Here is a 22,330-nt window from a genome sequence, read left to right on the forward strand (position 1 = left end):
AAGCAGTCCAAACGGTGAGTTTCGCCGGGACTGCTTAGTAAAAGAATTCACCTAACAATGTCAGAGTAGCCGTCGTTTAGTAAGGTCGCTTAAGTAGCCGGACCCGATCAACGGCTGGAATTTGGTTGAGTGTCGTGATTAATTGCTGACTACGGGTGTGGTCAAGCTCATCGATATCGATGATGGTATAGGCAGTTTGTTGTTTGGCAGCATTCGCCATTGAGGCGATATTTAGTCCCGCCGCCGCTAATGTTGCGGTAATTTGACTAACCATATTGGGGACGTTTTGGTGAATGATGGTGAATCGGTGCGCTGCATTAAATGGCACGCTTAAGTTGGGTAAGTTAATGGCATCTTGAACATTGCCCGTTTCCAGGTAGGTCATAATGGTTTGCGCAGCCGCGGTGGCGCCGTTAACTTCGGCTTCTAAGGTTGACCCGCCGATATGTGGCGTGACAGTGACTTGGGCTTGATTAGCCAAGCTTGGTTCACCAAAGTCGGTGTAATAGTGGGCCACCTGACCGGTCTTAATGGCTGCTAAAACGGCACTATTATCCACAATCCCACTACGCGCGTAGTTGAATAACTGAACCTTAGCTGGCATTGCGGCCAGTTCGGTGGCGCCAATTAGGTTTAATGTGGCCGCACTTTTAGGGACATGGACGGTGACGTAATCAGCGTCTTTGACGGCCATCGGTAAGGTGGCGGCCCGTTGGACCTGTTTGGAAATGTTCCAAGCGGCGTCGGCTGATAAGTATGGATCATAACCAACAACGTTCATCCCAAGTGCAAGGGCAGCGTTTGCCACTAAGACCCCGACATGACCGAGGCCGATGACGGCGAGCGTTTTACCGAATAATTCGGTGCCGTTGAATTTGGTTTTATCATGTTCAGTGCGTTGCGAGACATCTGCTTCGGTGTGGTGGGCTGAATAATTGGCAGCTTCGATTAAGTTTCGTGAGGCCACAATTAAGAGTGCAATGACGAGTTCTTTAACCGCATTGGCGTTACTGCCAGGTGTGTTGAAGACGGCTGTCCCATTTTTAGTGGCGGCGGCGATGGGAATATTATTGACACCAGCTCCGGCGCGGGCAATCACTTTGAGCGTCGCTGGTAAGGGTTGGTGCGTGAGGTCGACTGAGCGAATGAGATAAGCATCAGGATTGTTAGTTTGGTTGAGTTGGTAAGCGCTAGTAAATCGGTCTAAACCGGCTTGGGCAATCGCATTATAAGTTTTAATTTGATACATTTGACTGAACTCCTTTATGGGTGGCTTCAAAAGTGGCGAGATAATCAACGAGTGCCTGCACACCAGCGATTGGCATGGCGTTATAAAGACTCGCCCGCAGGCCACCTAATAGGCGGTGACCTTTTAAATTCAATAAGCCATTTTGAGTGGCACCGGCAATCACTTGAGCATCTAAAGCTGGACTAGTCGTTTTAAAAGGGACGTTCATCAGTGACCGGTCAGCGGGAGCGACGGGATTATTAAACAGCGTGGATTGATCTAAAAAGTCATATAATAAGGCTGCTTTTTGACGGTTACGTTGGGCCATGACGGTGACGCCACCTTGCGCTTTGAGCCATTTCAAGACTAGCCCGGCTGCATAAATTGCCATGACTGGTGGGGTATTGAACATCGACCGTTTGGCTGCAAAAAGCTGATAGTCAAGCATGCTGGGCAGATGTTGGGCGTGCCCGATTAGGTCGTCACGAACAATAACTAAGGTTAGGCCAGCCGGACCAAGGTTTTTTTGAGCACCAGCAAAAATCATCCCAAAGTCGGTGACATTGTAGGGCTGGCCTAAAAAGTTAGAGGACATGTCAGCAACTAAGGGGACGGTCCCAGTGACCGGTAAAGTGGTATAGGCGGTGCCTTCAATCGTATTATTAGTTGTGACATGGACATAATCTAAGTCAGTTGCGACCGGTTGAGTGAGGATTGGTAGGGTGGTGAAGTGAGTCGCCGCGCTACTGCCCAAAATATCGACTTTAGTGTGGACCCGTGTGGCTTCATCTGCGGCGCGACTCGCCCAATGACCGCTATCAAGGAGCCCGATATGATGATGTTTGGTCGCTAAATTTAACGGTGCGGCGGTGAATTGTAAGGTGCCACCACCTTGAAAGAAAAGCACGTGATAATTATCAGGAATTTGCATTAGCGTTCGTAAATCGGCTTCAGTATCAGTGATAACCTGGTCAAATAGTTGGGAGCGGTGTGAAAGTTCCATGATACTCATGTGCGATCCTTGAAATGATGGTAATTCGGCTTGAATCTGAGCAATCACTGGTTGCGGCATGACGGCCGGACCGGCGGAAAAATTATAAATTGGCATTAATATCCCCACTTTCAAATTAACGGTGACTAGCTAAAAAAGTCCGCGCAATCAATTTTGATCACGCGGACTTAAAGTCAGGAGTTATAACCGTCCGCGTCATCAATGGTCATTGACAAGTGCGCGGGCTTTGTTGGAACGCAAAACTAGGCCGACACAGTTGTCTGTGTTGACCAGGAGGAGACGATTAAGTTAGCTTGACGATTAATAACCATGCTGACCACTCCTAAAATTTCGTTGCCTTAAATCTACCAAGCCGGTAAAAATTTGTCAAGCTAACATGACTAAAATTATTGTGGCATAATGAAAAGCAACTAAGCCAATTAATGCAAGGAGATTCAGCTGATGACTACTTTCTATATTGTCCGGCATGGTCAAACGACCGCCAATGCGCAAGACTTAAAACAAGGGACGATTAATACCGCTATTACACATTTAAATGCGGTCGGTGAGCGCCAAGCGCAAGCCCTACAAGCACGTTTTGACATTAGTTTTGCTGATCGTTTAATCGTGAGTCCGTTAGCTCGGACGCAAGCAACCGCCGCTATTTTAAATCATGGTCGTGATTTGCCAATCACACTCGATGAGCGTTTACTTGAAATTTCATATGGTCAATGGGATGGTCAAAAGAATGCCGCGCTAAAAGCGCAGTATCCCCAATATTTTGATCCAGCCTTACACGACGTCCTGCCAAGCTATGTCACCGTTGCCACAGCGGGTGAGTCGTTTGATCACGTGGTCCAACGGGTGACCGATTTCTTAACGACAACGGCGCAAGCCCATCCAGCTGATCAGATTATCGTGGTGACGCACGGGTTTACGGTGAAGGCGATGTTACTTGCCATCTTAAAACCGGCTGATCCCATGAGTATTCCTGAACCGGATAATGCCAGTATGACGAAGCTGACCGTGGTGCCAGCTGAAGACCGCGCTTATGTGAGCTATTATAATCGGCAGGTTGGCTTTTAAAAATGGAGGATGATTTAAATTGACTTATTCAGCAGCAGCGACGCGTTATCAAGATTTACCGATTCGGCGAGTAGGCCGCACGGGGCTACAACTCCCAGTCGTGTCACTGGGACTATGGCGTAATTTTGGCGATACCGCGCCACTAGAACAGTCCCGTGCCGTAGTGTTAGATGCCTTTGATCATGGGGTGTTTAGCTTTGATTTAGCGAATAACTATGGTCCTAGCAAAGGTTCAGCCGAAAAAACCTTTGCCCAGATTCTGAAAACGGATTTAAAGCCTTACCGGGATGAATTGGTGATTACAACGAAGGCAGGCTATCCAGCCTGGCCGGGGCCATATGGGGCGTTTGGGTCCCGGAAAACCTTGATTAGTTCGCTGGATCGCAGTTTACAGCGAATGAATTTGGATTATGTGGATATCTTTTATTCTCATCGACCGGATCCAAATATTGATCTCCAAGAAACCGCAGCGGCTTTAGATTTATTAGTGCGGCAAGGCAAGGCTCTGTACGTCGGAATTTCTAATTATGACCGAGCGCAAACTGAAACCATGGTTGGCTATTTTAAAGCGATGCATACGCCATTTACGGTCAATCAAGTGTCATACAATTTACTGAATCAGCAAGCAGTCACTAGTGGTTTGCTGGATTATTTGACGCAGGCGCAGGCCGGTTTGGTGGCATATGGACCCTTGGCAGAAGGCCTATTAACGCAGCGCTATTTAGCTGGGATTCCGGCTGATTTTCCAATTCATCGAACAAATCAAGCGCTTTTAGCAGCGGGCGCTGCACCAGTGGTCGCACGCTTGAACGCACTAAATCAAGTTGCCATGCAACGGGGCCAAACCCTGGCTCAGATGGCGTTAGCGTGGTTATTACGTTCAGAAACGGTGACGAGTGTCATTATTGGCACGACCAGTGTGGCCCATTTACGGGCGAACTTAGCAGCGACGCAACAGTTAACTTTTAGTGCCGCCGAAGTGACCACAATCAAGCAAATTTTAGGCTAGGTCGGTGGCCTAAAAAGTAATCAAACTGTAACTTTAAATATCGAACGTGCGTTCTGTAAATGTGCTATGATTAGGATACTATTTTCGATGAGGTGATCTGAATGGAACAGCTGAAAACAATTGAAGCGTCGTTATTACAAGCGTATGAATTGAATTGTGTGGTGCGATTAGGCTTAACGGATGGGCGCAATCCCAGTGGCCTGATTGCAGCGGTCAATGATACGGCCGTCTTCTTAAATCAACAGGCCGGCATTGTTAATCAAATTGCCATCAGCGATGTGACTGAGATTGTCTTTTTGAAAGAACCCTGGTGGCAACGTTAACTAGTACGTCTAGTGAGCCTAAAAGTCTGCTTTGGTATCTTTAATGACCGATACCAAATAATCGTCGCAAGAGTTAAAAAAATTCTTGCGGCGATTATTTTTTCGATCCAAGTTACGTGTTAATCAGCTTGAACTCGTAACTGTTTGACTAATGCAGCATCTGGGCGGACCGTGATTGTCTTCGCTTGACCACTAAAAGTGACGAGGCCAGATTTGGCGCCCTTCGGCTTTCGAAGTTGACTAACTTTTAAGACGTCAACCGGGACCCGGGGGTATTTGCGGCCTTTACTGTAGTAAGCCGTCAAGACGGCCGCTTCAGTCAAGGTCTGTTGGCTAGGGTGATTACTATGAATGACCACGTGTGATCCCGCGAGTTCGCTCACATGCATCCAGTAGTAATCCTTACGGGCAGTCAGGGTCAAGTGATCATTTTGATCGCTATCTTTACCGACTTCCACTAACACGTGGTCGCTCGTGTAAAAACGACGGGGATGCGCTGGTTCCGGGGCTTTCGATGAATGTAAGATATGCGTTTTCAAGGCGCCTTCAGCAATCAATGCTTGTTTTAGCGTGGCAACTTGGGTGGCATCGGTCGGTTGAAAGCTGGCTTGCCGGTCGAGTTGAGCTTGCCGAAGCTGCTTAGCTGTTTGTAAGTGTTCAGTAACGGTTGCTAGGCCACGCTTGGCTTTGCGATAAGCATGGAAGTAAGCTTCTGCATTGACCATGATCGACTTGGTCACATCGAGTGGAATCGTGATAGTTTGTCCGGGGGTTCGATAATCGGGCAAGGTCACAGTCTGCTGATGACCAGTGATTTGGCTAGCGTAGGTTTTTAGTAAAGTGCCTTTGACTTGTAAGTCGGTGGCATCGCCCACTTGTCCAATGGCGCGGGTCAAAGCTGTAATTTGTTTGTCAGTCCGAAAAAGCTGCCGGGTCATCGCAGCTTGAACGAGTTGTGTATCGGTTGGTTCGGTTGAAATTGACATGAGTAACCGTCCTTTGCTTGAAGATAAACGTAGGTTTAGTATACCGCATTCAAAATAATTCAACACTTTTCATGAAAATTCGGTATTCTATTATATGGGAGGTTGATATTTCGATGCAAAAAACATTAATTATTAATGCCGGTAGTTCGTCGTTAAAGTGGCAGTTATTTGAAATGCCCGCTGAAACGGTGCTAGCTAGCGGTATGGTAGAGCGAATTAGTATGCCCGGCTCAATCTTTACGATTAAGTACGGTGACCATCAAAAATTTGAGACCGTGGTTGATAATTTGGACCAGAACCAAGCGGCTCAAATGATGTTGGCAGAACTGCAACGGTTGCAGGTGATTCAAACGTTGACAGAAATTACAGCGGTTGCCCATCGGGTGGTTGCCGGTGGTGAAACGTTCAAGCAGGCGGTGGAAGTAACGCCGGCCGTCTTAGACACAATTAAACAGTTAAGTAACTTTGCGCCGTTACACAATCCGATGGAAGCAAAAGGGATTGAAACCATGGCGCAGACATTACCCAATGTGAAGCAATATGCTGTTTTTGACAGCCAATTCTTTACGGATTTGCCAGAGATGAACGCGATTTATAGTTTGCCGTATGAATTAACTCAAAAATACCATATTCGACGGTATGGCGAACATGGTATTTCACATCGCTACTTGACTAATCGGGCGGCAGAACTATTGGGTAAGCCCGTTTCAGCAGTCGACTTAGTGACGTTACACTTGGGTAGTGGTGCGTCATTAGCCGCCGTTAAAGCTGGCAAAGCTTACGATACTTCGATGGGCTTTACACCATTAACGGGGGTTACGATGGGAACACGTGCTGGGGATGTCGATCCAGCCGTGCTGCCTTATTTAATGCAAGTCTTGAAGATTAGTGATCCCAATGAAATCATGATGATGTTGAATAACCAGTCGGGTTTACTCGGTGTTTCAGGCATTTCACCAGATATGCGTGAGATTAAAGCGCAAGAAACAACTAATCCACAGGCAAAGTTAGCGGTTGATATTTTTGTGAACCGCATTACGAAGTATGCCGGTAGTTACTTGACTGAATTGCATGGGGCCGATGCGGTGATCTTTGCCGGTGGGATTGGTGAACACAATGCGCAATTACGGCAACAAATTGTGGATGAATTAAGTATCTTTGGCCTTAAGTTAGATGCTGACTTGAATGCTGCCGGTAACGAAGGCGTGATTAGTAGTGCCGATTCAGCGATTAAAGTCATGTTAATTCCAACCAACGAAGAGTTAGCGATGGTGCGCCAGGTCGCCGCACTACAACAGTAATTAAGCTTTCCTAAACTTGGAACTGGACGGTAGGCGTTGGGTGCCAGCCCATGCTAAACTTAACGTTGAGAACAAGTTTGTTCAACCAGCAGTCGCGATGACCGTAAGGAGGGAAGCTCAGTTTGTTGAGCGCATAGATGATCGGGTTATTGATTGCTTTAGTAATTGGCTTTTGGTTGCTGAAAGTTGTCTTTAAAGTTGGTTTTTGGCTGATTGGATTGGCGGCCATGATTGTGGTCGGCCTATTCTTAATTCGGATTGCTTTATGGTTAGGCGTTGCCGTGCTAGCCATTGGTGGTTTAGCCTTAGTTGCCAGCCCATTTCGTAATTAGTAAATTCAAGCTATTTTTAAAGCCGTTAGTCATAATCACTGGTGGATTATGACTAACGGCTTTTTGATGTAAGATGAAAAGTACAGCTCAGGCGGATATTGGTTTAAAGCAAAGTTCCTAGCCAAACAAAACTGAGGCCGCCAAAAAGGCTGAGGCTTAAATACCAACTAGCGGTGGTCCAATGATGGTGGCGTGCTAATAAAACAATTTCGTTAATCATGGTGGCAAAGGTTGTCAGGCCACCCATAATACCAGCACCTAAAAAAAGTTGCCATAATGGTGGCAGTGAACTGGGCAAATCCCAGCCAAGCAATAGGGCCCCACTAAGGTTGATGATGAAGGTAGCGAGAGGGAAGGCCCAACGTTGATTGAGTGGCTTGGCGAGGGTCATGACACCATAGCGAGTGAGGGCGCCCAGTGCCGCGCCACCACCAACTAGACTAACTGCGATCAACATGGGGTCGCCCCCTTAGTCAGCCAATAATGACTCAGTAAATTTCCCGCTAAACCGGCAATAAGTCCTAATCCCAAGCTGGTGCCGACGTAGGCGCCTACTAAGCCCAGCTGATGTTGTTGGAGTAGTTGCAAGGTTTCGAATGTGAACGTTGAAAAAGTGGTAAAACTACCGATGAGGCCAACGCTTAACCCGGTGATGACCGCTTCGGACAGCGGTAGCCAGGTTGGGAGTAATTGCGTCACGAGACTCAACAGGAAAGCACCCGTCACGTTAATAATGACGGTTAGCCAAAAATGTTGCGGCCAGCTGATGAGCAGACTGAGCCATTCGCGACTACCGCCACCGATAAAGCCAAAAATGGCGATGGCACTTATTTTTTTCAAAATATTGGGCTCCTTTGGATTGTTTAGTTTCAGTTTAAAGCCTTTGCCGGCTAGTTGCAAAATAAATTAAAGCATGTTAACCTATAACACAACTTATGAAAAACGGGGTATTCAGCCAATGCGTAACTAATTAATGCGAGCAATTGAACAGTTTTGACCACTCTTTAAGGGGTCAACTGTCTTTTCTTGGGATTAATTAGTTGGGCTGGCAGGATACTAAATGCCAGTGGTCTCTTAATTGAGAGCACTTTTTTTGTGCCCAGTTTAATCCCTGAATTTAAGGGGGAATTTAACGTGGTAAGTCTTAAATTAAGTAAAATTGAAAAACAAATCAATGGTCAAACGTTGTTTGAAATTGACCAATTACAAGCGACGGGCTCGGCGCATATTGGCGTTGTGGGTCGCAATGGTGCTGGTAAATCGACCTTGGCACACCTGATTACGGGCGCCGACCAGGATTATACTGGTCAAATAGTAGTCGATGCACCAGTCCGCTATGTGCCACAAATTGCGGCGAATCATGAACGCAGTGGTGGGCAAGCCATGTTGGCCCGGGTACGGCAGGCATTACAAGCGCGACCGGCAATACTAATTTTGGATGAACCGTCATCGAATTTGGATGAAACGCATCAAGCGTGGTTGATTAAAAAGCTACAGCAATATCGCGGTCTATTGCTGCTCATCTCGCATGATCGCCAGCTGCTCAATGCAGTGACTGACCAGACATGGGCGGTTGCGCAACACCAATTTACGGCCTATGCCGGTAATTATGCGGCTTACGCCGCGGTACAGGCGCAACAATTAGCCAGTCAACAAAATGCGTATGCCCGCCAAACGCGACATACGCAGGAGTTACAACGGGCCATGCAGGCGCGACGGGAGAAAGCCCAACGCGTTCGGCGTGGCAGTCGACGTTTAACACCAGCGGAACGGGCTAATTCAAAATCGCTACGGGAAGCAACGGCTGCCAAGTTGGAACGCAGTGCTAGTAGCTTGGGCCAGCGTGGGGCGCGTGAAGCAACCGTTGCCAAACCAGTGACTGCGACTGGTTTCAAATTAGTGGCAACTGATTTTCCACCGTTGACGGGTAAAACAGTCGTTGCTGCGACGGACTTTACCTTAAAGGCGTTCAACCAAACGCTTTTAAAACAACTTAACTTGCAAATCAAACCGGGCGAACGGGTGGCATTAGTCGGTCCGAATGGCTGTGGCAAAACAACGCTATTACAGGCTATTCAAGCTAGGACGGCAGGATTAGCCGTGGCACCAACTGCTAAAATCGGCGTTTTTAATCAAGATATGACAGTGCTAGATGACCAGTTGACAGTCTGGAAAACAGTCCGTGCGACCAGTGCGTTGCCTGATCAAACGATTCGCAATGTTTTGGGCGCCCTGGGATTGCCGGCCAGATTCTATTCACAACTCGTGGCAAACTTGAGTGGTGGCGAGTTGGTCAAGCTACAATTGGCCCGGATTTTAGTTGGGATGTACAACGTCTTAATTTTGGATGAACCGACCAATTATTTAGACGTCGCCGCCTTAGATGCATTAGCGGCTTACTTGCAACATTATCCCGGCACGGTCTTGTTTGTCTCCCATGATGCGACTTTTCGGCAACAAGTCGTGACGCGGACGTTAACCTTCGCTGACCGGACTTTGATTGACCCAGCCCAAGTTGCCACACAAGCGGCCCAACCGTCAGATTTACCGTTGTTGCAGTTCAAGTATGATCAATTAATGCAAGATCCAACTGCTAAAACTGCTGACATCCAAGCCTTGCGTACGCAAATTGAGGCCTTAAAATAAGGCGTACAACGTGCGTGGATTAAAAGTCAGTTTAATGTCACTTAATCTAAAATCGGCAGTCATTCAGGTATTGAGAATGACTGCCGATTTTAAGGTAATGTGCGTCAATAACTCGACTTTTGGTTCGCGCACTTTAAGGCTAGGGCCAAGGAATAATGAAGACGCCAAGTTGCATTAAAATAATACCGCTAATTAAGAGGGCCCAATCACGTGCTTGCAATGGCACTTGCCGATAATGAGTGCGTGGTGCGTCTTCGACAAACCCGTGGGACGTCATTGCTTGTGCCAGATTTTGTGACCAGTTAACAGCCACTAGCACGGCTTTGAAATACAGCTTGGGTGACCAGAAACTTAGCGCCTGACCACGCATTAAGCCTGCCGTGTGAATCACTTTGACTTCGTGCTGAATCTTCGGGACTAGGTTATAAGCCGCTAAGACCCCGTAAGCAAATTTAGCGGGCAAATGCCAATTTTGTTCCAATGAATCAGCTAATTGGAGAATGTTAGTCGTTAGCGTAAAGGTTGCTCCGGTAAAGACGAACGCATAAATCCGGGTAAATAACACCCAGGCCATCATGGTCTGATTGCCACTACCATTGATATATTGGGTACTCCATAGACCGATAGCGGGTAGCAATGGCACCAATAATAACCAACCGAGCGTGCGCAACTTGATCCCGTGCCAAAGCAGGTCGATGATGGCTAAGAGGACTAATGCCACGTTGAGACTGATAATCGTTGTAAACGAAATTTCTAAGGCAATTGTTAATAATAGTAATAACTTAATACTAGGATTCATGAGCGCACCTCCGGATAGCGTAAATGCTGCTGATTGAACCGCAAATGATAATCAATTAAAGAGGTCAGACCAGTTAACTGATGACTAATAATAATCAAGGTTTGCTGGGTGGCTGCTTGCGTGGTCTGCAATAACGTGACTAATGCCTGCACCGAAGCTAAGTCCAGCCCTTTTAGTGGTTCGTCCATGAGCAATACCGGCGTCTGCATGATGAGCATCGTTAATATCTGTAGCTTTTTCTTTTGCCCTTCGCTTAACGTATAGATGACTTGGTCGGTGTGGTCGGCTAGATTCAGTTGTTGTAATGCTGCCTGAATCCGGGCTGGCGTGAAATAGTCCCCATAAGCGTGTTGCTGGCTAAGCGCTAATTCCTCGGCCATGGTAATCGTTAAGAATTGCGTCTCAGCCTCTTGGAATAGCAATGCCACTTGGCGCGCATATGGTCGACGCTTGATTTTTTTGATGTCATGACCAGTGTAGCTAATTGTTCCCAAATAGGGGGCCAAACGGACGAGTGCTTCAAAAAAAGTTGATTTGCCACTGCCATTTGGTCCGGTAATCAAGGTATTGTGATGCTGGTATAACAATAGGTCAGTGGGAGCTAACAAAAGTCGGGTTCCGGCCATTAGTTGCACGTTAGCGAGCTTAAACAGCGGCGTCGCAGTTGGCGCCGGTACGGGCCAAGTTTTCGTTGGCGTTTCAAAGGCTGTTAGTAACGAGGCCCACTGACTTGGTGGTAACGTGGCTAAGCCTTGGCCGGCAGTAATCTGAACCAGATTATCAATGAGGGGGGCATAACCAGTGAAAACGTGATCCGCTAAAATAATGGTTTTACCAGCTTGGTCACGGAGCTGAACGAGACACTGTAACAGACTCGCGCGCGCCGCCGGGTCAACGCTAGCAAAGGGTTCATCTAATAAAATAACGGCACTATCCATGGCAACAATGACCGCTAAGGCGACTTTTTGCTTTTCTCCACCGGATAACTGATCTAACAAGCGCTGGCGGAGTGGCCCGATACCGACTAAGTCTAAGGCGCGGGTGATTTTGGCTGGCATGGCGGCCGGGTCGACTTGGCGATTCTCTAATGCAAAGATTAATTCATTTTCGACCGTATCCATAGCGAATTGCTGGTTCGGATTTTGAAACATTAACGCCACTTGACTAGCACGTTTGGTGAGTGGTAAGTCGGTGAGCCGAGTTTGGTCATAATAAATGGCATCGGTAGCGGCGGTTGCAGGTAATAAACCGGCCATCAATTTGAGTAAGGTGGATTTGCCTGCACCGGATGGCCCCGTTAGTAAAGTGAACTGGTGGGCCGGAAAGGTGAGCGTTGCCTGATCAAAGATGGGCGTTTGCGCCGCCGGATACGTATAAGTGAGTTTTTTTAGCGCAATCGTTGCCATCAAAAAGCCCCTTTTCTAATTAGTGTGTGTTCTAAAAACATGACTACGATCTAATAAATTGGTGATTAAGCGAGTTAAGACGCCGCCAAATAAGAACATGGAACAGAAGCGGACGACGAAGTACAAAATTAGTAACCAAAGTTGGAGCTTGATATAACCGTTGCGAGCCAAGTCCCAAGCAAAGGTGACGATGGTGGTCGTTAGGGCCGAAGCGGTCAGGCCGAACCAGTCATAGTGCCGATAGCGCGTGATTACGTAACCTAATTCAGCACCGATACCTTGTGTCACTCCCGAAATCAAAGTTGAAATCCCCCATTGACCGCCAAAAAACATTTCGACAATTGAAGCAAGTAGTTCGCCTAGTGTTGCGGCTCCTTTTAGGCGTATCAGGTAGCCGGCTAACATCCCTGGCATACACCAAAGACCTAGTAAGAGTTCATTGGCGAGCCCGGATAGGCCAACGGGCGCTAAAAGCGCTGTTAAAACGTCATAAACATAGTTAGTTCCCATAAAAATTGCCCCAAAAAAGATCCCGATTAATGCAATCAGAATAATATCACTTAAATGCCATGCTTTTGTCCAGTTCATCAATAAAACCTCCCCAATAATGTGGCATTCATGCATTCGGTAGACTAAAAACGGTCACCATTAGTCATAAATAACTAGTGGTGGCCGGCTAAAGTCCATATTGATGGTTCCCTAAAAGCATTGCTCCCTGCGCTGGCATTGTCCAGATTCAGGTTCAATGGGTATTATCTCAGCCATTTGGCACCCCAGTTGCTATGAATGTTACGCTTAGTGTAACCGAATTCAGCGGGGCATGCAATGACTTCTTACCAGGAGTGAGCAAAGTTCATTGGAAAATCATGATTTTGTGCTTTACTATAAGTTAGTAAACTTGCAAGTTAATCAAGTGGCAGTCAAGTTGGAGGTTGTTAAGATGACAACAATATATGATTTTAAAGAGACTGAAATGACCGGCGATTCACTCGCATTAGAGCAGTACCGTGGGCAAGTGATTTTAATTGTGAATACGGCTAGCAATTGTGGCTTAGCACCGCAGTTTAAAGGCTTAGAAGCGTTGTATCTAAAATATAAAGCAGAGGGCTTGGTTGTTCTAGGCTTGCCTTCGAATCAATTCCACCAAGAAAAGGCGGATGACGCAGCGACCCATGACTATTGTCAACGGCATTATGGCGTCACTTTTCCGATGACTAAGCGGGTGTTAGTCAACGGTGAGGATGAAGATCCACTGTTTGCTTATCTGAAACAAACGGCGGGACATGGTCGGATAAAATGGAATTTTACGAAATTTTTAATTGGTCGTGATGGGCGCGTCTTAAATCGGTTTGCACCGACCACGCGACCAGAAACATTCGAAGCTGCGATTCGCGATGCCTTAGCGGATCGGTCATAAGATGGGAGGAATTTAGTGTGGAAACATATACATTAAGCGATGGGTTAACGGTCCCTAAGATTGGTTTTGGCACCTATAAATTGAATGGCGCACAAGGGGTTCAAGTCATCGATAGTGCTATCGATCGTGGGTACCGGTTATTGGATACGGCTTTTAATTATGAAAACGAAGGGGCCGTTGGTGAAGCGGTACGGCGGACAACGGTACCGCGCACTGACTTAATTATTTCATCGAAGTTGCCCGGCCGGCATCATACTTATCATGAAGCAATTGCAACGATTGAAGAATCCTTATATCGGGCGGGGTTAGATTATTATGACCTCTATCTGATTCATTGGCCGAATCCCAAGGAAGACCACTATGTGGAAGCTTGGCAAGCCTTGATTGATGCGCAAAAGTTTGGGCTGGTGCGGTCAATCGGCGTATCGAACTTTTTGCCAGCTCATCTGGACCGCCTAGCGCAGGAAACGGGCGTGTTACCGGTGATTAATCAGGTTGAACTCCATCCATACTTCAATCAAGCAGATCAGCGTGACTATGACACGGCGCACGGCATCTTAACACAAGCTTGGAGTCCGCTTGGCCGGGCCAGTGAGCTGTTAAAAAATCCAACGCTTAAAAAGCTAGCAACCACCTATGACAAAAATGTGGGTCAATTGATTTTACGCTGGGAAACGCAACTCGGGGTATTGCCAATTCCCAAGTCTTCAACCCCTGGGCGGCAAGCCGGCAATCTCGCTATTTTTGATTTTGAAATTTCAGCGGCAGATATGGCAACCATTAATGGGTTAAGTCAGGCGGATGGCCGCCTGAAAGCCCAAGACCCCGCCGTTTATCAAGAGTTTTAAGTCAGATTACAATGTTTGGAAAATGCGATTGAGACAAAAAATAAGTGCTGGCAGAAGTTACAAAATTCTGCCAGCACTTATTTTTATCATTAAAACAGTCGTAACGGGAACTTTAGGCCTTATGAATCGCAATAATTTTAACTTGGTAATGACCATTGGGCGCCATGACGGTGACGATGTCATCAACGGTATGTTGGTTCAGGGCAGCACCAATAGGTGAGGTAAATGAAATTTTGTTATCGGTTAAGTTGGCCTCTTGTTTACCGACTAATTGGTAAGTGACACGGTCGTGGTCATCCATGAATTCTAACGTGACTGATTTGCCAATATCAAGTTGATCATTATCAGCCGGCGTAACGACCTTAGCGTATTGCAATTGCTTATTTAAAAAGCGAACGCGACTTTCCAAACGGCCCAAATCGCGTTTGGAATTCGTATATTCGGCGTTTTCAGAGCGGTCACCTAATGCGGCCGCGGCTGCCAGCACTTTGATGCGGTGTGGACGTTGGGCAATCAATTCAGCAATTTCTTGTTCAATCGCGTGGTAACCGGCAGCAGTCATTTTATTAAAGGTTGGTTCCATGAGTTAAAACCTCACATTACTTGGATTTTGCTGACAATAGTTTACCGCAAATTAATTTGAATTGGTACTGGATAGGGGTTAGTTAGCTAATCATCAACACTTTATTATTAATAAGTTGGAACTGGTTCGACAGACTAGTTAACAATCAAAGTAAAAAAAATAGCCAATAGCTTTACAGCTTTGGCTAGTCGTAAGGTTTCTCACGCCTTACGGAGTTACGAACACTCTCAGTATAGGCAAATTAATGTAAAAATACAATTGTTATGTTATTTAGACAGTGGCATTATCGGTGAATATGGTAGCGATTACAAAGAAAAATAAAATATTTTGAACAAACTGCTTGAATTTTAGTCTAGACCAATATACAATTGGACTATACCAAACAAAGAGGGAGTCAGTTAATTATGAAAGTTATCGTAGTAAAGGATCAAGCTGCCGGCGGCAAAGAAGGATTTAAGGTCTTTAAGGATGCCTTAGATGATGGGGCTAAAGTATTTGGGTTGGCAACTGGTTCAACACCCGTTACAACTTATCAAGAAATCGTAAAGAGTGACTTAGATTTCAGTAACTGCACATCCGTTAACTTGGATGAATATGTTGGTATTGCACCAGACAATGACCAAAGTTACAAATATTTCATGCAATCACATTTATTTGACCAAAAGCCATTCAAGGCGTCATTCTTACCAAATGGGTTAGCTGCTAATCCAGATGAAGAAGTTAAACGTTATGACAAGGTTATCGACGAACATCCAATTGATTTACAAATCTTAGGAATTGGTCGGAATGGTCATATTGGGTTTAACGAACCTGGTACTTCTCGCGATGTTACGACCCATGTTGTTGATTTAACACCGTCAACCATCGAAGCCAACGCTCGGTTCTTCGCCAGCGAAAATGATGTGCCTAAGCAAGCCTTCTCAATGGGCTTAGCTTCAATCATGAAGAGCAAGCACTTATTGCTTGAAGCCTTTGGCGAGAACAAAGCCGACGCAGTTAAGGGCATGATTGAAGGTCCTGACACCCCTGATCTACCAGCCAGCATTTTGCAAAATCATCCTAACGTTACCGTTATTATTGATGAAGCTGCAGCTAGCAAATTAAGCAAAAAATACTAATTTAAACGCATCCTAGAAGCTTAGCATCACGAGACCATTTTGGTTTTGTGATGTTTTTTTGCTGGTTGAAAAACAATCGAAAAAACGTCACCCTAAAATTAATCAAGGTGACGTTTTTTGTATCAAATATCAAGTTATAGATTCTGGCCTTTTTCCCAACTAGTTGCTGATAATAATAAGCTTTGTTTAACCAGCTGATCGAATAAAGCATAGGTCCGTTTTGAGATTTCACCAGCTGTTTCAGCGTTTGCCCGCGTTAAAGTAGTTGCGACATTTTTTCCTTTAACCATGGCATCCGTCTTCGCCACACGGCCCAACGCATAGGATTGGCACCCAGCACGAAAGGCATTAACCGTGGCGGCGAAGTCGTGCCAGTGTGGTTCAATCAAAGCGGATAAGGTTTTGTTTAACCAGTAGACGTTGTGGCTATCGACCGTGGCTGTCGTATTGCGGTAGTCCAGCGGCGTGTCATTAATGTTGGTAAAGAATGGGACGGCGGGCGCATAGGCGAATAAGCCCATCGTTACCCATTGAATCGCCGCTTGTTCGGCCGGAACATCATTGCGGATTTGCAAGATGGATTGACATTGATTGCGGTCCATCGCAATCGAACGGTACCGCTTTTGTTCCGCAACAGTTCCAGAAGCATAGGTGTCAAATGGATCATATGGCGTGCCATTATAGTGTGACGATAGGAAGAACTGAACGTCATCAACTGCTAATAAATGGCTGGGTTTACGAGACATTGGCATCGTTTGATCGGTCGGTTGTTGTGTGGTTATCTCAGGGTTGAACAAGGTTTGCCCGTACCAAGTTCGCGGCGTGTTGTAGTAGGCATCGTCTTCGCCATGGGTCCCAAAAATTTGACGGAAATTAAAGTGATCAGGAGCGGGATTCAAATGGTTCTGGTTAACAAAGGCCACTAAATCGGTGGCACCTAAAAAGTTATCAGTATCGTTTAAATCCAGTTCTTCTATGACCATTTGGTTAGGGACAATTGCATAGGTCGCTTCAGGTAAGCGCATGGCGCCCCAATGATGACCGCCAGCAGTTTCTAACAACCAGATATCATTATGGTCATTGAACGCAATGCTGTTGCTTTCACCAGTCCCGTATTTTTCGATTAAGGCACCCAGCCGTTGGACGCCGGCTTTCGCACTTTTGATGTACGGCAACACTAATGTGACCATTGCTTCCTCATTAATCCCATCGGTGACGAGTGGATCGTAACCTAAAACACGGGCATTAGTGGCTGTGGTTTCAGTTGCACTCATGCCGACGTTATGGTCATTAATCCCAGCTTCTTCATATTGACCGTCGCTTTGGTCTGCCTGTGGGGTACCCGTATAACGGTAAGCGTGGTCGGGTAACGGCACCGTCACGCCGGTTGTGACCGAGGTGAAGGTCGCGTTCGGCTGATCAGTAGCAGGATGGACTACAAATTTAATGGGATTAATTGGGCCGTAACCATCCTCGTTACGTGCGACCATCGTGGACCCATCGATACTAGCGGCTTTACCGACTAATATTTCGGTGCAATCAGAACTTTTATTTATCATTAGTGTTGCCCCCTTGATTGCTTCTAGTATAGGAGTCTGAGGCGAGAATTCAACGGTGGTCAGATGAGTCACTTGTGAAAACGCAATCATTTAGGTGGCAATTGAATTCATGAAACGGCTATCATTCCTTTTAAATTAGCAATTTGCGAGCGTGTGCCAACCTTTTGACTTGTGAATTAGTGAGTTTAATTTTGGCACACTTTCCTGTGCCACGGGTCTACCTAGAACTCCTTGAAACCGTTTTCTATACTCGATATGATAGAGACGTTAAGAAAAAGGAAGGAGCTTTAGTGTAATGAAAGCAGCAAATGTAAATAATTCTGCAACCCAATCCGCTCCTGTTGCAAAGAAGCCGGGTATCAAAGCCCGGGTACAAAAATTTGGGAGTGCCTTAAGTAACATGGTCATGCCGAATATCGGGGCCTTTATTGCTTGGGGGTTAATTACCGCCATCTTTATGAAGGGTGGTTGGTTCCCAAATGCGGATTTGGCTAAGATGATTCAACCCATGGTTAATTATCTCTTACCACTACTAATCGCGTTTACCGGTGGGAATATGATTGCCGGTCATCGTGGTGGGGTCGTTGGTGCGATTGCAACCATTGGGGTCATTGTTGGGTCCAACATTCCAATGTTTATTGGGGCCATGATTATGGGACCACTTGGTGGCTGGGCCATCAAGAAATGGGACGATGCGATTTCAGATAAAGTCCGGAGTGGCTTTGAAATGCTCGTTAATAACTTCTCCGCTGGGATTATGGGGATGTTACTAGCCATTGTTGGGTATTACGGTATTGGGCCGGTTGTTGCGGGTGCTAGTGCAGCGATGGCCGCCGGGGTTAACTGGATTATCAAGGTTAACTTATTACCATTAGCGAATGTCTTTATTGAACCAGCCAAGATTTTATTCTTAAATAATGCAATTAATCAGGGGATTTTAACCCCACTTGGGATTCAATCAGCTGCTTCAGCTGGTAAATCAATTCTGTTCTTACTTGAACCAGATCCAGGTCCAGGTCTTGGGGTCTTGTTAGCCTTTGCTTTATTCGGTAAAGGAACGGCCAAGGCTTCAGCACCGAGTGCGATGATTATTCACTTCTTTGGTGGGATTCATGAAATTTACTTCCCATACATTTTAATGAAACCAGCCTTATTCTTAGCAGTTATCGCTGGTGGGGTTACCGGTACGGCGACCTTTAGTTTGTTAAACGTTGGTTTGAAGTCAACGCCATCACCTGGTTCGATCTTCATGCTGTTCATCATGTCACCCCGTAGCATTTCAAATTATATTGGCCTCTTGTTAGGGGTTGCCTTGGCGACGGTGGCCTCATTCATTGTTGCGGCGATTATCTTACGCCGTGATAAGAGTATGGGTGCCGAAGATTTGGCTGCTGCTCAAGGTCAAATGAGTGCGATGAAGAATGCTAAGAATGGTGAAGCGGTTAATCCCGCCGAAGCCGCTGACGTGATTGCTTCTTATAAAGATGTTGATCATATTATCTTCGCTTGTGATGCCGGTATGGGATCATCCGCAATGGGGGCATCCTTATTACGGGATAAAGTGAAGAAAGCTGGTATTGAGATGTCCGTGACGAATACGGCCATCAGTAATTTGAAAGATGAACCAGGCTTATTAGTTATTACGCAAGATGAATTAGCTGATCGAGCTGCCCAAAAAGCACCGCATGCTTTACGGTTGGCCGTTGATAATTTCTTGAGCAGTCCTAAGTATGATCAAGTCGTTGTTAACTTAAAGGCTCGCGATCAAGTTAGTCCGGAACCAGCACCTGCTTCAGCAGCACCACAAAGTGCCACCGAAGATCCGAGTGCATTACCTGACAACTTAGATTTAACCGTCGTTAACGAAGTGGTCTTTGTTCATCATGATGGTCACTTGGGAACCGCAACCATGGCAACGTCATTGATGAAAGGGCGTTTAAAGAAAGCTAACAAGTCAATTGCTGTTAAGAACTTAGGTATTGATGAATTGCAAGATAACCACAGTCTCTTAGTTGTTTCCAGTTCGGAAGCCGCTAAAAACTTGAAGACCCGTTATACACACGTTCAAGTGTTAGTCACGGACGACCTTCTGAACTCGCCTAAATATGATAAGATGGTCTTAGGATTAAAATAAACCGTTATCATATGAGGTGACCCATGGTTAAGTTCACGAAACGTCAAGACGAATTACTACAGTTATTGTTGGCTAGCCCAACGGGACTCAGCATGAGTCAGATTGAAACCGCCATCAATAGCAGTCGTCGGACGATCTATCGAGAGTTTAGCAACTTAGAACTAGTTCTTGAAAATGCGCATTTAAAAGTTGTTAATCACGAGCATCGGTTCCAATTAAGTGGGACGGCGACGGAATTAACGGCTTTTAAAGCCCAATTGACAGCTAGTCATGGGATTACGCCCGCCTTTGATTCGCAAACACGGCAGAATGCCTTAGCTTGTCGCATCCTAATGGCGGACCGTTCGATGAAGTTAAAAGAATTAGCGTTAGATTTTAACGTCAGTATTGCGACTATTTCCAATGATTTAAACACGTTGAGTACCCCCTTTGCAGACTATGAACTTTCAATTGAACGCTTAAAGTCGCGGGGAATTCAAGTGGCCGGCACGGAAGGCAATATTCGGAGTTTGTTTGCTACGATTTTGAATCATGCCATCAATGACTACGAATTCTTCAAAACAATTGGTAAGCTCAAACGTGGGTTGGAAGTGTCAACGATTGATGAACAATCTTATTTTCTCAGTCAATTAGATACCACCGTCTTAATGTACTGTTACCAAGCGGTGCGAAGCTTGAAAAAACAATATTTTTCGGCGGTGCCGGATGGTCAATTACAACAATTGATTATCACGCTAACGACCGCTGTCATGCGGTTACAACGCGGTCAACGGGTGACGTATTTACAAGGTATCAATCGCGATGACTTCTTAAAGTATCAACGGATTGCCTTAGCGATTTTGACACAATTGCCAGGAACGTTGAAAGCCCAGATTACCGGTGCTGAGATTGACTTTTTAGCCCAGCAGATTAAAGGCCTCACGTTTCGGATTGACCAGGATGCGTCATTGTCTAATTATGATTTGCAACTCACGTATCGAGTGAAAAAGTTAATTGATGCCGTTGCCCAGTATTTTGATTGGTCATTTGGGACGGATGATCAACTGCTCAATAATTTGACGGCACACATGCAGATCGCATTACAACGGAACGGTATTCCCGGGCCAGTACCGCCGAGTCCAGAGTTACAGGAAGTCCGTTCTCAGTATCCAAAGTTATATTCGGCCGTGGTGCGGGGCTTTGCGGCCACGTTCCCGGATCAGAACTTTCAGATTGATGAACTAACGTATTTGCTGATTCATTTTGCCAGTACTTATGAACAACAGTTAAGTCATCAAGCGTTGAAAGTCTTGGTGCTATGTCCCAATGGGATGACGACGGCGCGGATTTTAAAAACGCGTTTGGCACGCTTGATTCCAGAAATTACCATGATTGAAGTGGCTCGGATTGGGAGTCTTGGTCAGATTGATTTAAAGCAATTTGACATGATTCTCTCAACGACCCAACTACCGGGATTCAAGTTGAATTATCGGGTAGTCAGTCCCTTGTTACTTGAAAATGAAGTGAGTGCGTTGCGTGATTATATCCACCAGTATTTTCCAAGTACCCAGTTGGTAGATGCGCAACCGGCCCCCCAGCCGGAACTCACTTTAGACTTTGACACGACCTATCAACGGCTAACAATTGCGAAAAAAATTTTGGACCAGTTCACAATTACCGCCATTGCTAATGAACAGGCGACGATTGCGGAAACCTTAGTGAAAATCACACGGTTACTTGATCCAAAATTAGTCCGTGACCCTTTAGAAGTGGCCGGAAAATTGTTACACCGAATTGGAGTTGCCCCAGTTGGTATTCCCAAAACCAACTTGGCGCTCGTGCATACTTTAAGTCAACAAGTCACGGCACCGTATTGTGCCATCTTTGAATTGACAACGCCAATGACGTTTAAAAGCATGGATGACCAAACGATTCAACTCCAGCGTATCGTACTGATGCTGGGTCCGGAAAATATGAGTAGTTTTGAAAATCGCTTAATGGGCAAGTTAAGTGCCCTAGTGATCGAAAACCAAGCGAACACCACCGCCTTTATGACGGGCAGTCGCCCAGAATTGTATCAATTAATTAGTCAAGCATTTTTGAACGAACTAACGAAATAGTGTAGGTGAATAAAAATGGAAGCTTTAGATAAAAAGATGATTGCTTTAAATCAACAAGTTGCCACGCAAGCAGAAGGGATTCGGTTAGCTGGTCAATTATTGGTCGATGGTGGTTGTGTCGAACCAGAATATATTGATGCGATGCAGGCCCGTAACCAAGATGTTTCCGTGTATATGGGTAACTTCATTGCCATTCCCCATGGAACTGAGGATGGCATGAAATATATTAAGAAAACGGGAATCTCCGTGGTGCAAGTTCCAATGGGTGTGAGCTGGGGTGATCCCGAAAATGATGACGATGATAAAGCCGTCACAGTAATCTTCGGGATTGCTGGCTTGAATGGTGAACACTTGAACCTCTTATCACAGATTGCCATCTACTGTAGCGACGTGGCGAACGTGGCGAAGTTAGCTGATGCTCAATCCGAAGATGAAATTATTAATCTATTAAAGGAAGTTGATTAG

At 45.9% G+C, this 22,330-nt stretch carries 22 protein-coding genes and 1 riboswitch; of the genes, 12 read left to right on the forward strand and 10 right to left on the reverse strand.

Annotation, left to right across the window (positions count from 1 at the left end):
* Positions 1 to 76: 76 nt before the first annotated feature.
* The gene (locus tag C5Z26_RS08900; RefSeq protein WP_105449611.1) at positions 77 to 1,249 is read right to left on the reverse strand and encodes a phosphoglycerate dehydrogenase; all 1,173 of its coding nucleotides are present in this window, start codon (positions 1,247 to 1,249) and stop codon (positions 77 to 79) included.
* Positions 1,236 to 2,336: a 3-phosphoserine/phosphohydroxythreonine transaminase gene (gene serC / locus C5Z26_RS08905; protein ID WP_105449612.1), complete on the reverse strand. Its 1,101-nt coding sequence runs from the start codon at positions 2,334 to 2,336 to the stop codon at positions 1,236 to 1,238. Before serC ends, C5Z26_RS08900 begins: the two co-directional genes overlap by 14 nt.
* A 345-nt stretch (positions 2,337 to 2,681) precedes the next feature.
* Between serC and C5Z26_RS08910 the strand changes: the two genes are divergently transcribed.
* From C5Z26_RS08910 to C5Z26_RS08920, 3 genes are all read left to right on the forward strand, one after another.
* The gene (locus tag C5Z26_RS08910; protein WP_105449613.1) at positions 2,682 to 3,305 is read left to right on the forward strand and encodes a histidine phosphatase family protein; all 624 of its coding nucleotides are present in this window, start codon (positions 2,682 to 2,684) and stop codon (positions 3,303 to 3,305) included.
* A gap of 19 nt (positions 3,306 to 3,324) precedes the next feature.
* A complete protein-coding gene (locus C5Z26_RS08915) occupies positions 3,325 to 4,314 on the forward strand; it encodes an aldo/keto reductase (RefSeq protein ID WP_105449614.1) in 990 nt (329 codons plus the stop codon).
* Between the two features lie 101 nt (positions 4,315 to 4,415).
* A complete protein-coding gene (locus C5Z26_RS08920) occupies positions 4,416 to 4,637 on the forward strand; it encodes a hypothetical protein (RefSeq protein WP_105449615.1) in 222 nt (73 codons plus the stop codon).
* Between the two features lie 119 nt (positions 4,638 to 4,756).
* On the opposite strand, the gene C5Z26_RS08925 is transcribed toward C5Z26_RS08920, so the two are convergent.
* Positions 4,757 to 5,623 carry an NFACT RNA binding domain-containing protein gene (locus C5Z26_RS08925; RefSeq protein WP_234005667.1) on the reverse strand — a complete coding sequence of 289 codons (867 nt, stop codon included), beginning with the start codon at positions 5,621 to 5,623 and terminating at the stop codon, positions 4,757 to 4,759.
* A 113-nt stretch (positions 5,624 to 5,736) separates the two neighbouring features.
* Between C5Z26_RS08925 and C5Z26_RS08930 the strand changes: the two genes are divergently transcribed.
* Both C5Z26_RS08930 and C5Z26_RS08935 read left to right on the forward strand, forming a co-directional pair.
* The gene (locus C5Z26_RS08930; protein ID WP_105449616.1) at positions 5,737 to 6,924 is read left to right on the forward strand and encodes an acetate/propionate family kinase; all 1,188 of its coding nucleotides are present in this window, start codon (positions 5,737 to 5,739) and stop codon (positions 6,922 to 6,924) included.
* Between the two features lie 137 nt (positions 6,925 to 7,061).
* The gene (locus C5Z26_RS08935) at positions 7,062 to 7,256 is read left to right on the forward strand and encodes a small multidrug resistance protein (protein ID WP_105449617.1); all 195 of its coding nucleotides are present in this window, start codon (positions 7,062 to 7,064) and stop codon (positions 7,254 to 7,256) included.
* Between the two features lie 103 nt (positions 7,257 to 7,359).
* On the opposite strand, the gene C5Z26_RS08940 is transcribed toward C5Z26_RS08935, so the two are convergent.
* Both C5Z26_RS08940 and C5Z26_RS08945 read right to left on the reverse strand, forming a co-directional pair.
* Entirely contained in the window at positions 7,360 to 7,713 is a 354-nt protein-coding gene (locus C5Z26_RS08940; RefSeq protein ID WP_105449618.1) for a fluoride efflux transporter FluC, read from the reverse strand.
* Entirely contained in the window at positions 7,707 to 8,096 is a 390-nt protein-coding gene (locus C5Z26_RS08945; protein WP_105449619.1) for a fluoride efflux transporter FluC, read from the reverse strand. Before C5Z26_RS08945 ends, C5Z26_RS08940 begins: the two co-directional genes overlap by 7 nt.
* Positions 8,097 to 8,390: 294 nt before the next feature.
* On the opposite strand from C5Z26_RS08945, the gene C5Z26_RS08950 reads away from it, so the two are divergent.
* The gene (locus C5Z26_RS08950) at positions 8,391 to 9,902 is read left to right on the forward strand and encodes an ATP-binding cassette domain-containing protein (protein WP_105449620.1); all 1,512 of its coding nucleotides are present in this window, start codon (positions 8,391 to 8,393) and stop codon (positions 9,900 to 9,902) included.
* A gap of 139 nt (positions 9,903 to 10,041) precedes the next feature.
* On the opposite strand, the gene C5Z26_RS08955 is transcribed toward C5Z26_RS08950, so the two are convergent.
* The 3 genes from C5Z26_RS08955 to C5Z26_RS08965 are packed head-to-tail and all read right to left on the reverse strand — an operon-like array spanning position 10,042 to position 12,695.
* Complete coding sequence (locus C5Z26_RS08955; protein WP_105449621.1) at positions 10,042 to 10,701, reverse strand: energy-coupling factor transporter transmembrane component T family protein; 660 nt, start codon at positions 10,699 to 10,701, stop codon at positions 10,042 to 10,044.
* The gene (locus C5Z26_RS08960) at positions 10,698 to 12,107 is read right to left on the reverse strand and encodes an ABC transporter ATP-binding protein (protein ID WP_105449622.1); all 1,410 of its coding nucleotides are present in this window, start codon (positions 12,105 to 12,107) and stop codon (positions 10,698 to 10,700) included. Before C5Z26_RS08960 ends, C5Z26_RS08955 begins: the two co-directional genes overlap by 4 nt.
* A gap of 15 nt (positions 12,108 to 12,122) precedes the next feature.
* Positions 12,123 to 12,695: an ECF transporter S component gene (locus tag C5Z26_RS08965; RefSeq protein WP_105449623.1), complete on the reverse strand. Its 573-nt coding sequence runs from the start codon at positions 12,693 to 12,695 to the stop codon at positions 12,123 to 12,125.
* A gap of 105 nt (positions 12,696 to 12,800) precedes the next feature.
* Positions 12,801 to 12,893: riboswitch (TPP riboswitch) on the reverse strand.
* Between the two features lie 154 nt (positions 12,894 to 13,047).
* On the opposite strand from C5Z26_RS08965, the gene C5Z26_RS08970 reads away from it, so the two are divergent.
* Positions 13,048 to 13,524, forward strand: coding sequence for a glutathione peroxidase (locus C5Z26_RS08970; protein WP_105450165.1), 477 nt, complete (start codon positions 13,048 to 13,050; stop codon positions 13,522 to 13,524).
* 17 nt (positions 13,525 to 13,541) lie between these two features.
* A complete protein-coding gene (locus C5Z26_RS08975) occupies positions 13,542 to 14,372 on the forward strand; it encodes an aldo/keto reductase (RefSeq protein ID WP_105449624.1) in 831 nt (276 codons plus the stop codon).
* 112 nt (positions 14,373 to 14,484) lie between these two features.
* On the opposite strand, the gene greA is transcribed toward C5Z26_RS08975, so the two are convergent.
* Positions 14,485 to 14,955 (reverse strand): transcription elongation factor GreA, encoded by a 471-nt coding sequence (gene greA, locus C5Z26_RS08980; RefSeq protein ID WP_105449625.1) that lies wholly within the window; start codon positions 14,953 to 14,955, stop codon positions 14,485 to 14,487.
* Positions 14,956 to 15,359: 404 nt separating this feature from the next.
* Between greA and C5Z26_RS08985 the strand changes: the two genes are divergently transcribed.
* Positions 15,360 to 16,073 carry a glucosamine-6-phosphate deaminase gene (locus C5Z26_RS08985; protein WP_105449626.1) on the forward strand — a complete coding sequence of 238 codons (714 nt, stop codon included), beginning with the start codon at positions 15,360 to 15,362 and terminating at the stop codon, positions 16,071 to 16,073.
* Between the two features lie 134 nt (positions 16,074 to 16,207).
* Here C5Z26_RS08985 and C5Z26_RS08990 read toward each other — a convergent pair whose 3' ends face one another.
* A complete protein-coding gene (locus C5Z26_RS08990; RefSeq protein ID WP_199774964.1) occupies positions 16,208 to 17,632 on the reverse strand; it encodes a C69 family dipeptidase in 1,425 nt (474 codons plus the stop codon).
* Positions 17,633 to 17,927: 295 nt separating this feature from the next.
* Between C5Z26_RS08990 and C5Z26_RS08995 the strand changes: the two genes are divergently transcribed.
* From C5Z26_RS08995 to C5Z26_RS09005, 3 genes are read left to right on the forward strand one after another with little or no spacing between them, the layout of a single operon-like run.
* Complete coding sequence (locus C5Z26_RS08995; protein ID WP_105449627.1) at positions 17,928 to 19,766, forward strand: PTS mannitol transporter subunit IIBC; 1,839 nt, start codon at positions 17,928 to 17,930, stop codon at positions 19,764 to 19,766.
* 23 nt (positions 19,767 to 19,789) lie between these two features.
* Positions 19,790 to 21,865, forward strand: coding sequence for a BglG family transcription antiterminator (locus C5Z26_RS09000; RefSeq protein ID WP_105449628.1), 2,076 nt, complete (start codon positions 19,790 to 19,792; stop codon positions 21,863 to 21,865).
* A gap of 15 nt (positions 21,866 to 21,880) precedes the next feature.
* Positions 21,881 to 22,330, forward strand: a complete 450-nt coding sequence (locus C5Z26_RS09005; protein WP_105449629.1) for a PTS mannitol transporter subunit IIA — start codon at positions 21,881 to 21,883, stop codon at positions 22,328 to 22,330.

Source organism: Lactobacillus sp. CBA3606, assembly GCF_002970935.1.
GTDB lineage: Bacteria > Bacillota > Bacilli > Lactobacillales > Lactobacillaceae > Lactiplantibacillus.

Bases quoted from the DNA above. Each gene is read 5' to 3' on its own strand.
- C5Z26_RS08965 (WP_105449623.1), bottom strand. From the start codon at position 12,695: ATGAACTGGACAAAAGCATGGCATTTAAGTGATATTATTCTGATTGCA.
- C5Z26_RS09000 (WP_105449628.1), top strand. From the start codon at position 19,790: ATGGTTAAGTTCACGAAACGTCAAGACGAATTACTACAGTTATTGTTG.
- C5Z26_RS09005 (WP_105449629.1), top strand. From the start codon at position 21,881: ATGGAAGCTTTAGATAAAAAGATGATTGCTTTAAATCAACAAGTTGCC.
- C5Z26_RS08990 (WP_199774964.1), bottom strand. From the start codon at position 17,632: ATGATAAATAAAAGTTCTGATTGCACCGAAATATTAGTCGGTAAAGCC.
- C5Z26_RS08985 (WP_105449626.1), top strand. From the start codon at position 15,360: ATGAAAGTTATCGTAGTAAAGGATCAAGCTGCCGGCGGCAAAGAAGGA.
- serC (WP_105449612.1), bottom strand. From the start codon at position 2,336: ATGCCAATTTATAATTTTTCCGCCGGTCCGGCCGTCATGCCGCAACCA.
- C5Z26_RS08900 (WP_105449611.1), bottom strand. From the start codon at position 1,249: ATGTATCAAATTAAAACTTATAATGCGATTGCCCAAGCCGGTTTAGAC.
- C5Z26_RS08925 (WP_234005667.1), bottom strand. From the start codon at position 5,623: ATGTCAATTTCAACCGAACCAACCGATACACAACTCGTTCAAGCTGCG.
- C5Z26_RS08930 (WP_105449616.1), top strand. From the start codon at position 5,737: ATGCAAAAAACATTAATTATTAATGCCGGTAGTTCGTCGTTAAAGTGG.
- greA (WP_105449625.1), bottom strand. From the start codon at position 14,955: ATGGAACCAACCTTTAATAAAATGACTGCTGCCGGTTACCACGCGATT.
- C5Z26_RS08995 (WP_105449627.1), top strand. From the start codon at position 17,928: ATGAAAGCAGCAAATGTAAATAATTCTGCAACCCAATCCGCTCCTGTT.
- C5Z26_RS08910 (WP_105449613.1), top strand. From the start codon at position 2,682: ATGACTACTTTCTATATTGTCCGGCATGGTCAAACGACCGCCAATGCG.
- C5Z26_RS08970 (WP_105450165.1), top strand. From the start codon at position 13,048: ATGACAACAATATATGATTTTAAAGAGACTGAAATGACCGGCGATTCA.
- C5Z26_RS08955 (WP_105449621.1), bottom strand. From the start codon at position 10,701: ATGAATCCTAGTATTAAGTTATTACTATTATTAACAATTGCCTTAGAA.
- C5Z26_RS08960 (WP_105449622.1), bottom strand. From the start codon at position 12,107: ATGGCAACGATTGCGCTAAAAAAACTCACTTATACGTATCCGGCGGCG.
- C5Z26_RS08940 (WP_105449618.1), bottom strand. From the start codon at position 7,713: ATGTTGATCGCAGTTAGTCTAGTTGGTGGTGGCGCGGCACTGGGCGCC.
- C5Z26_RS08935 (WP_105449617.1), top strand. From the start codon at position 7,062: ATGATCGGGTTATTGATTGCTTTAGTAATTGGCTTTTGGTTGCTGAAA.
- C5Z26_RS08920 (WP_105449615.1), top strand. From the start codon at position 4,416: ATGGAACAGCTGAAAACAATTGAAGCGTCGTTATTACAAGCGTATGAA.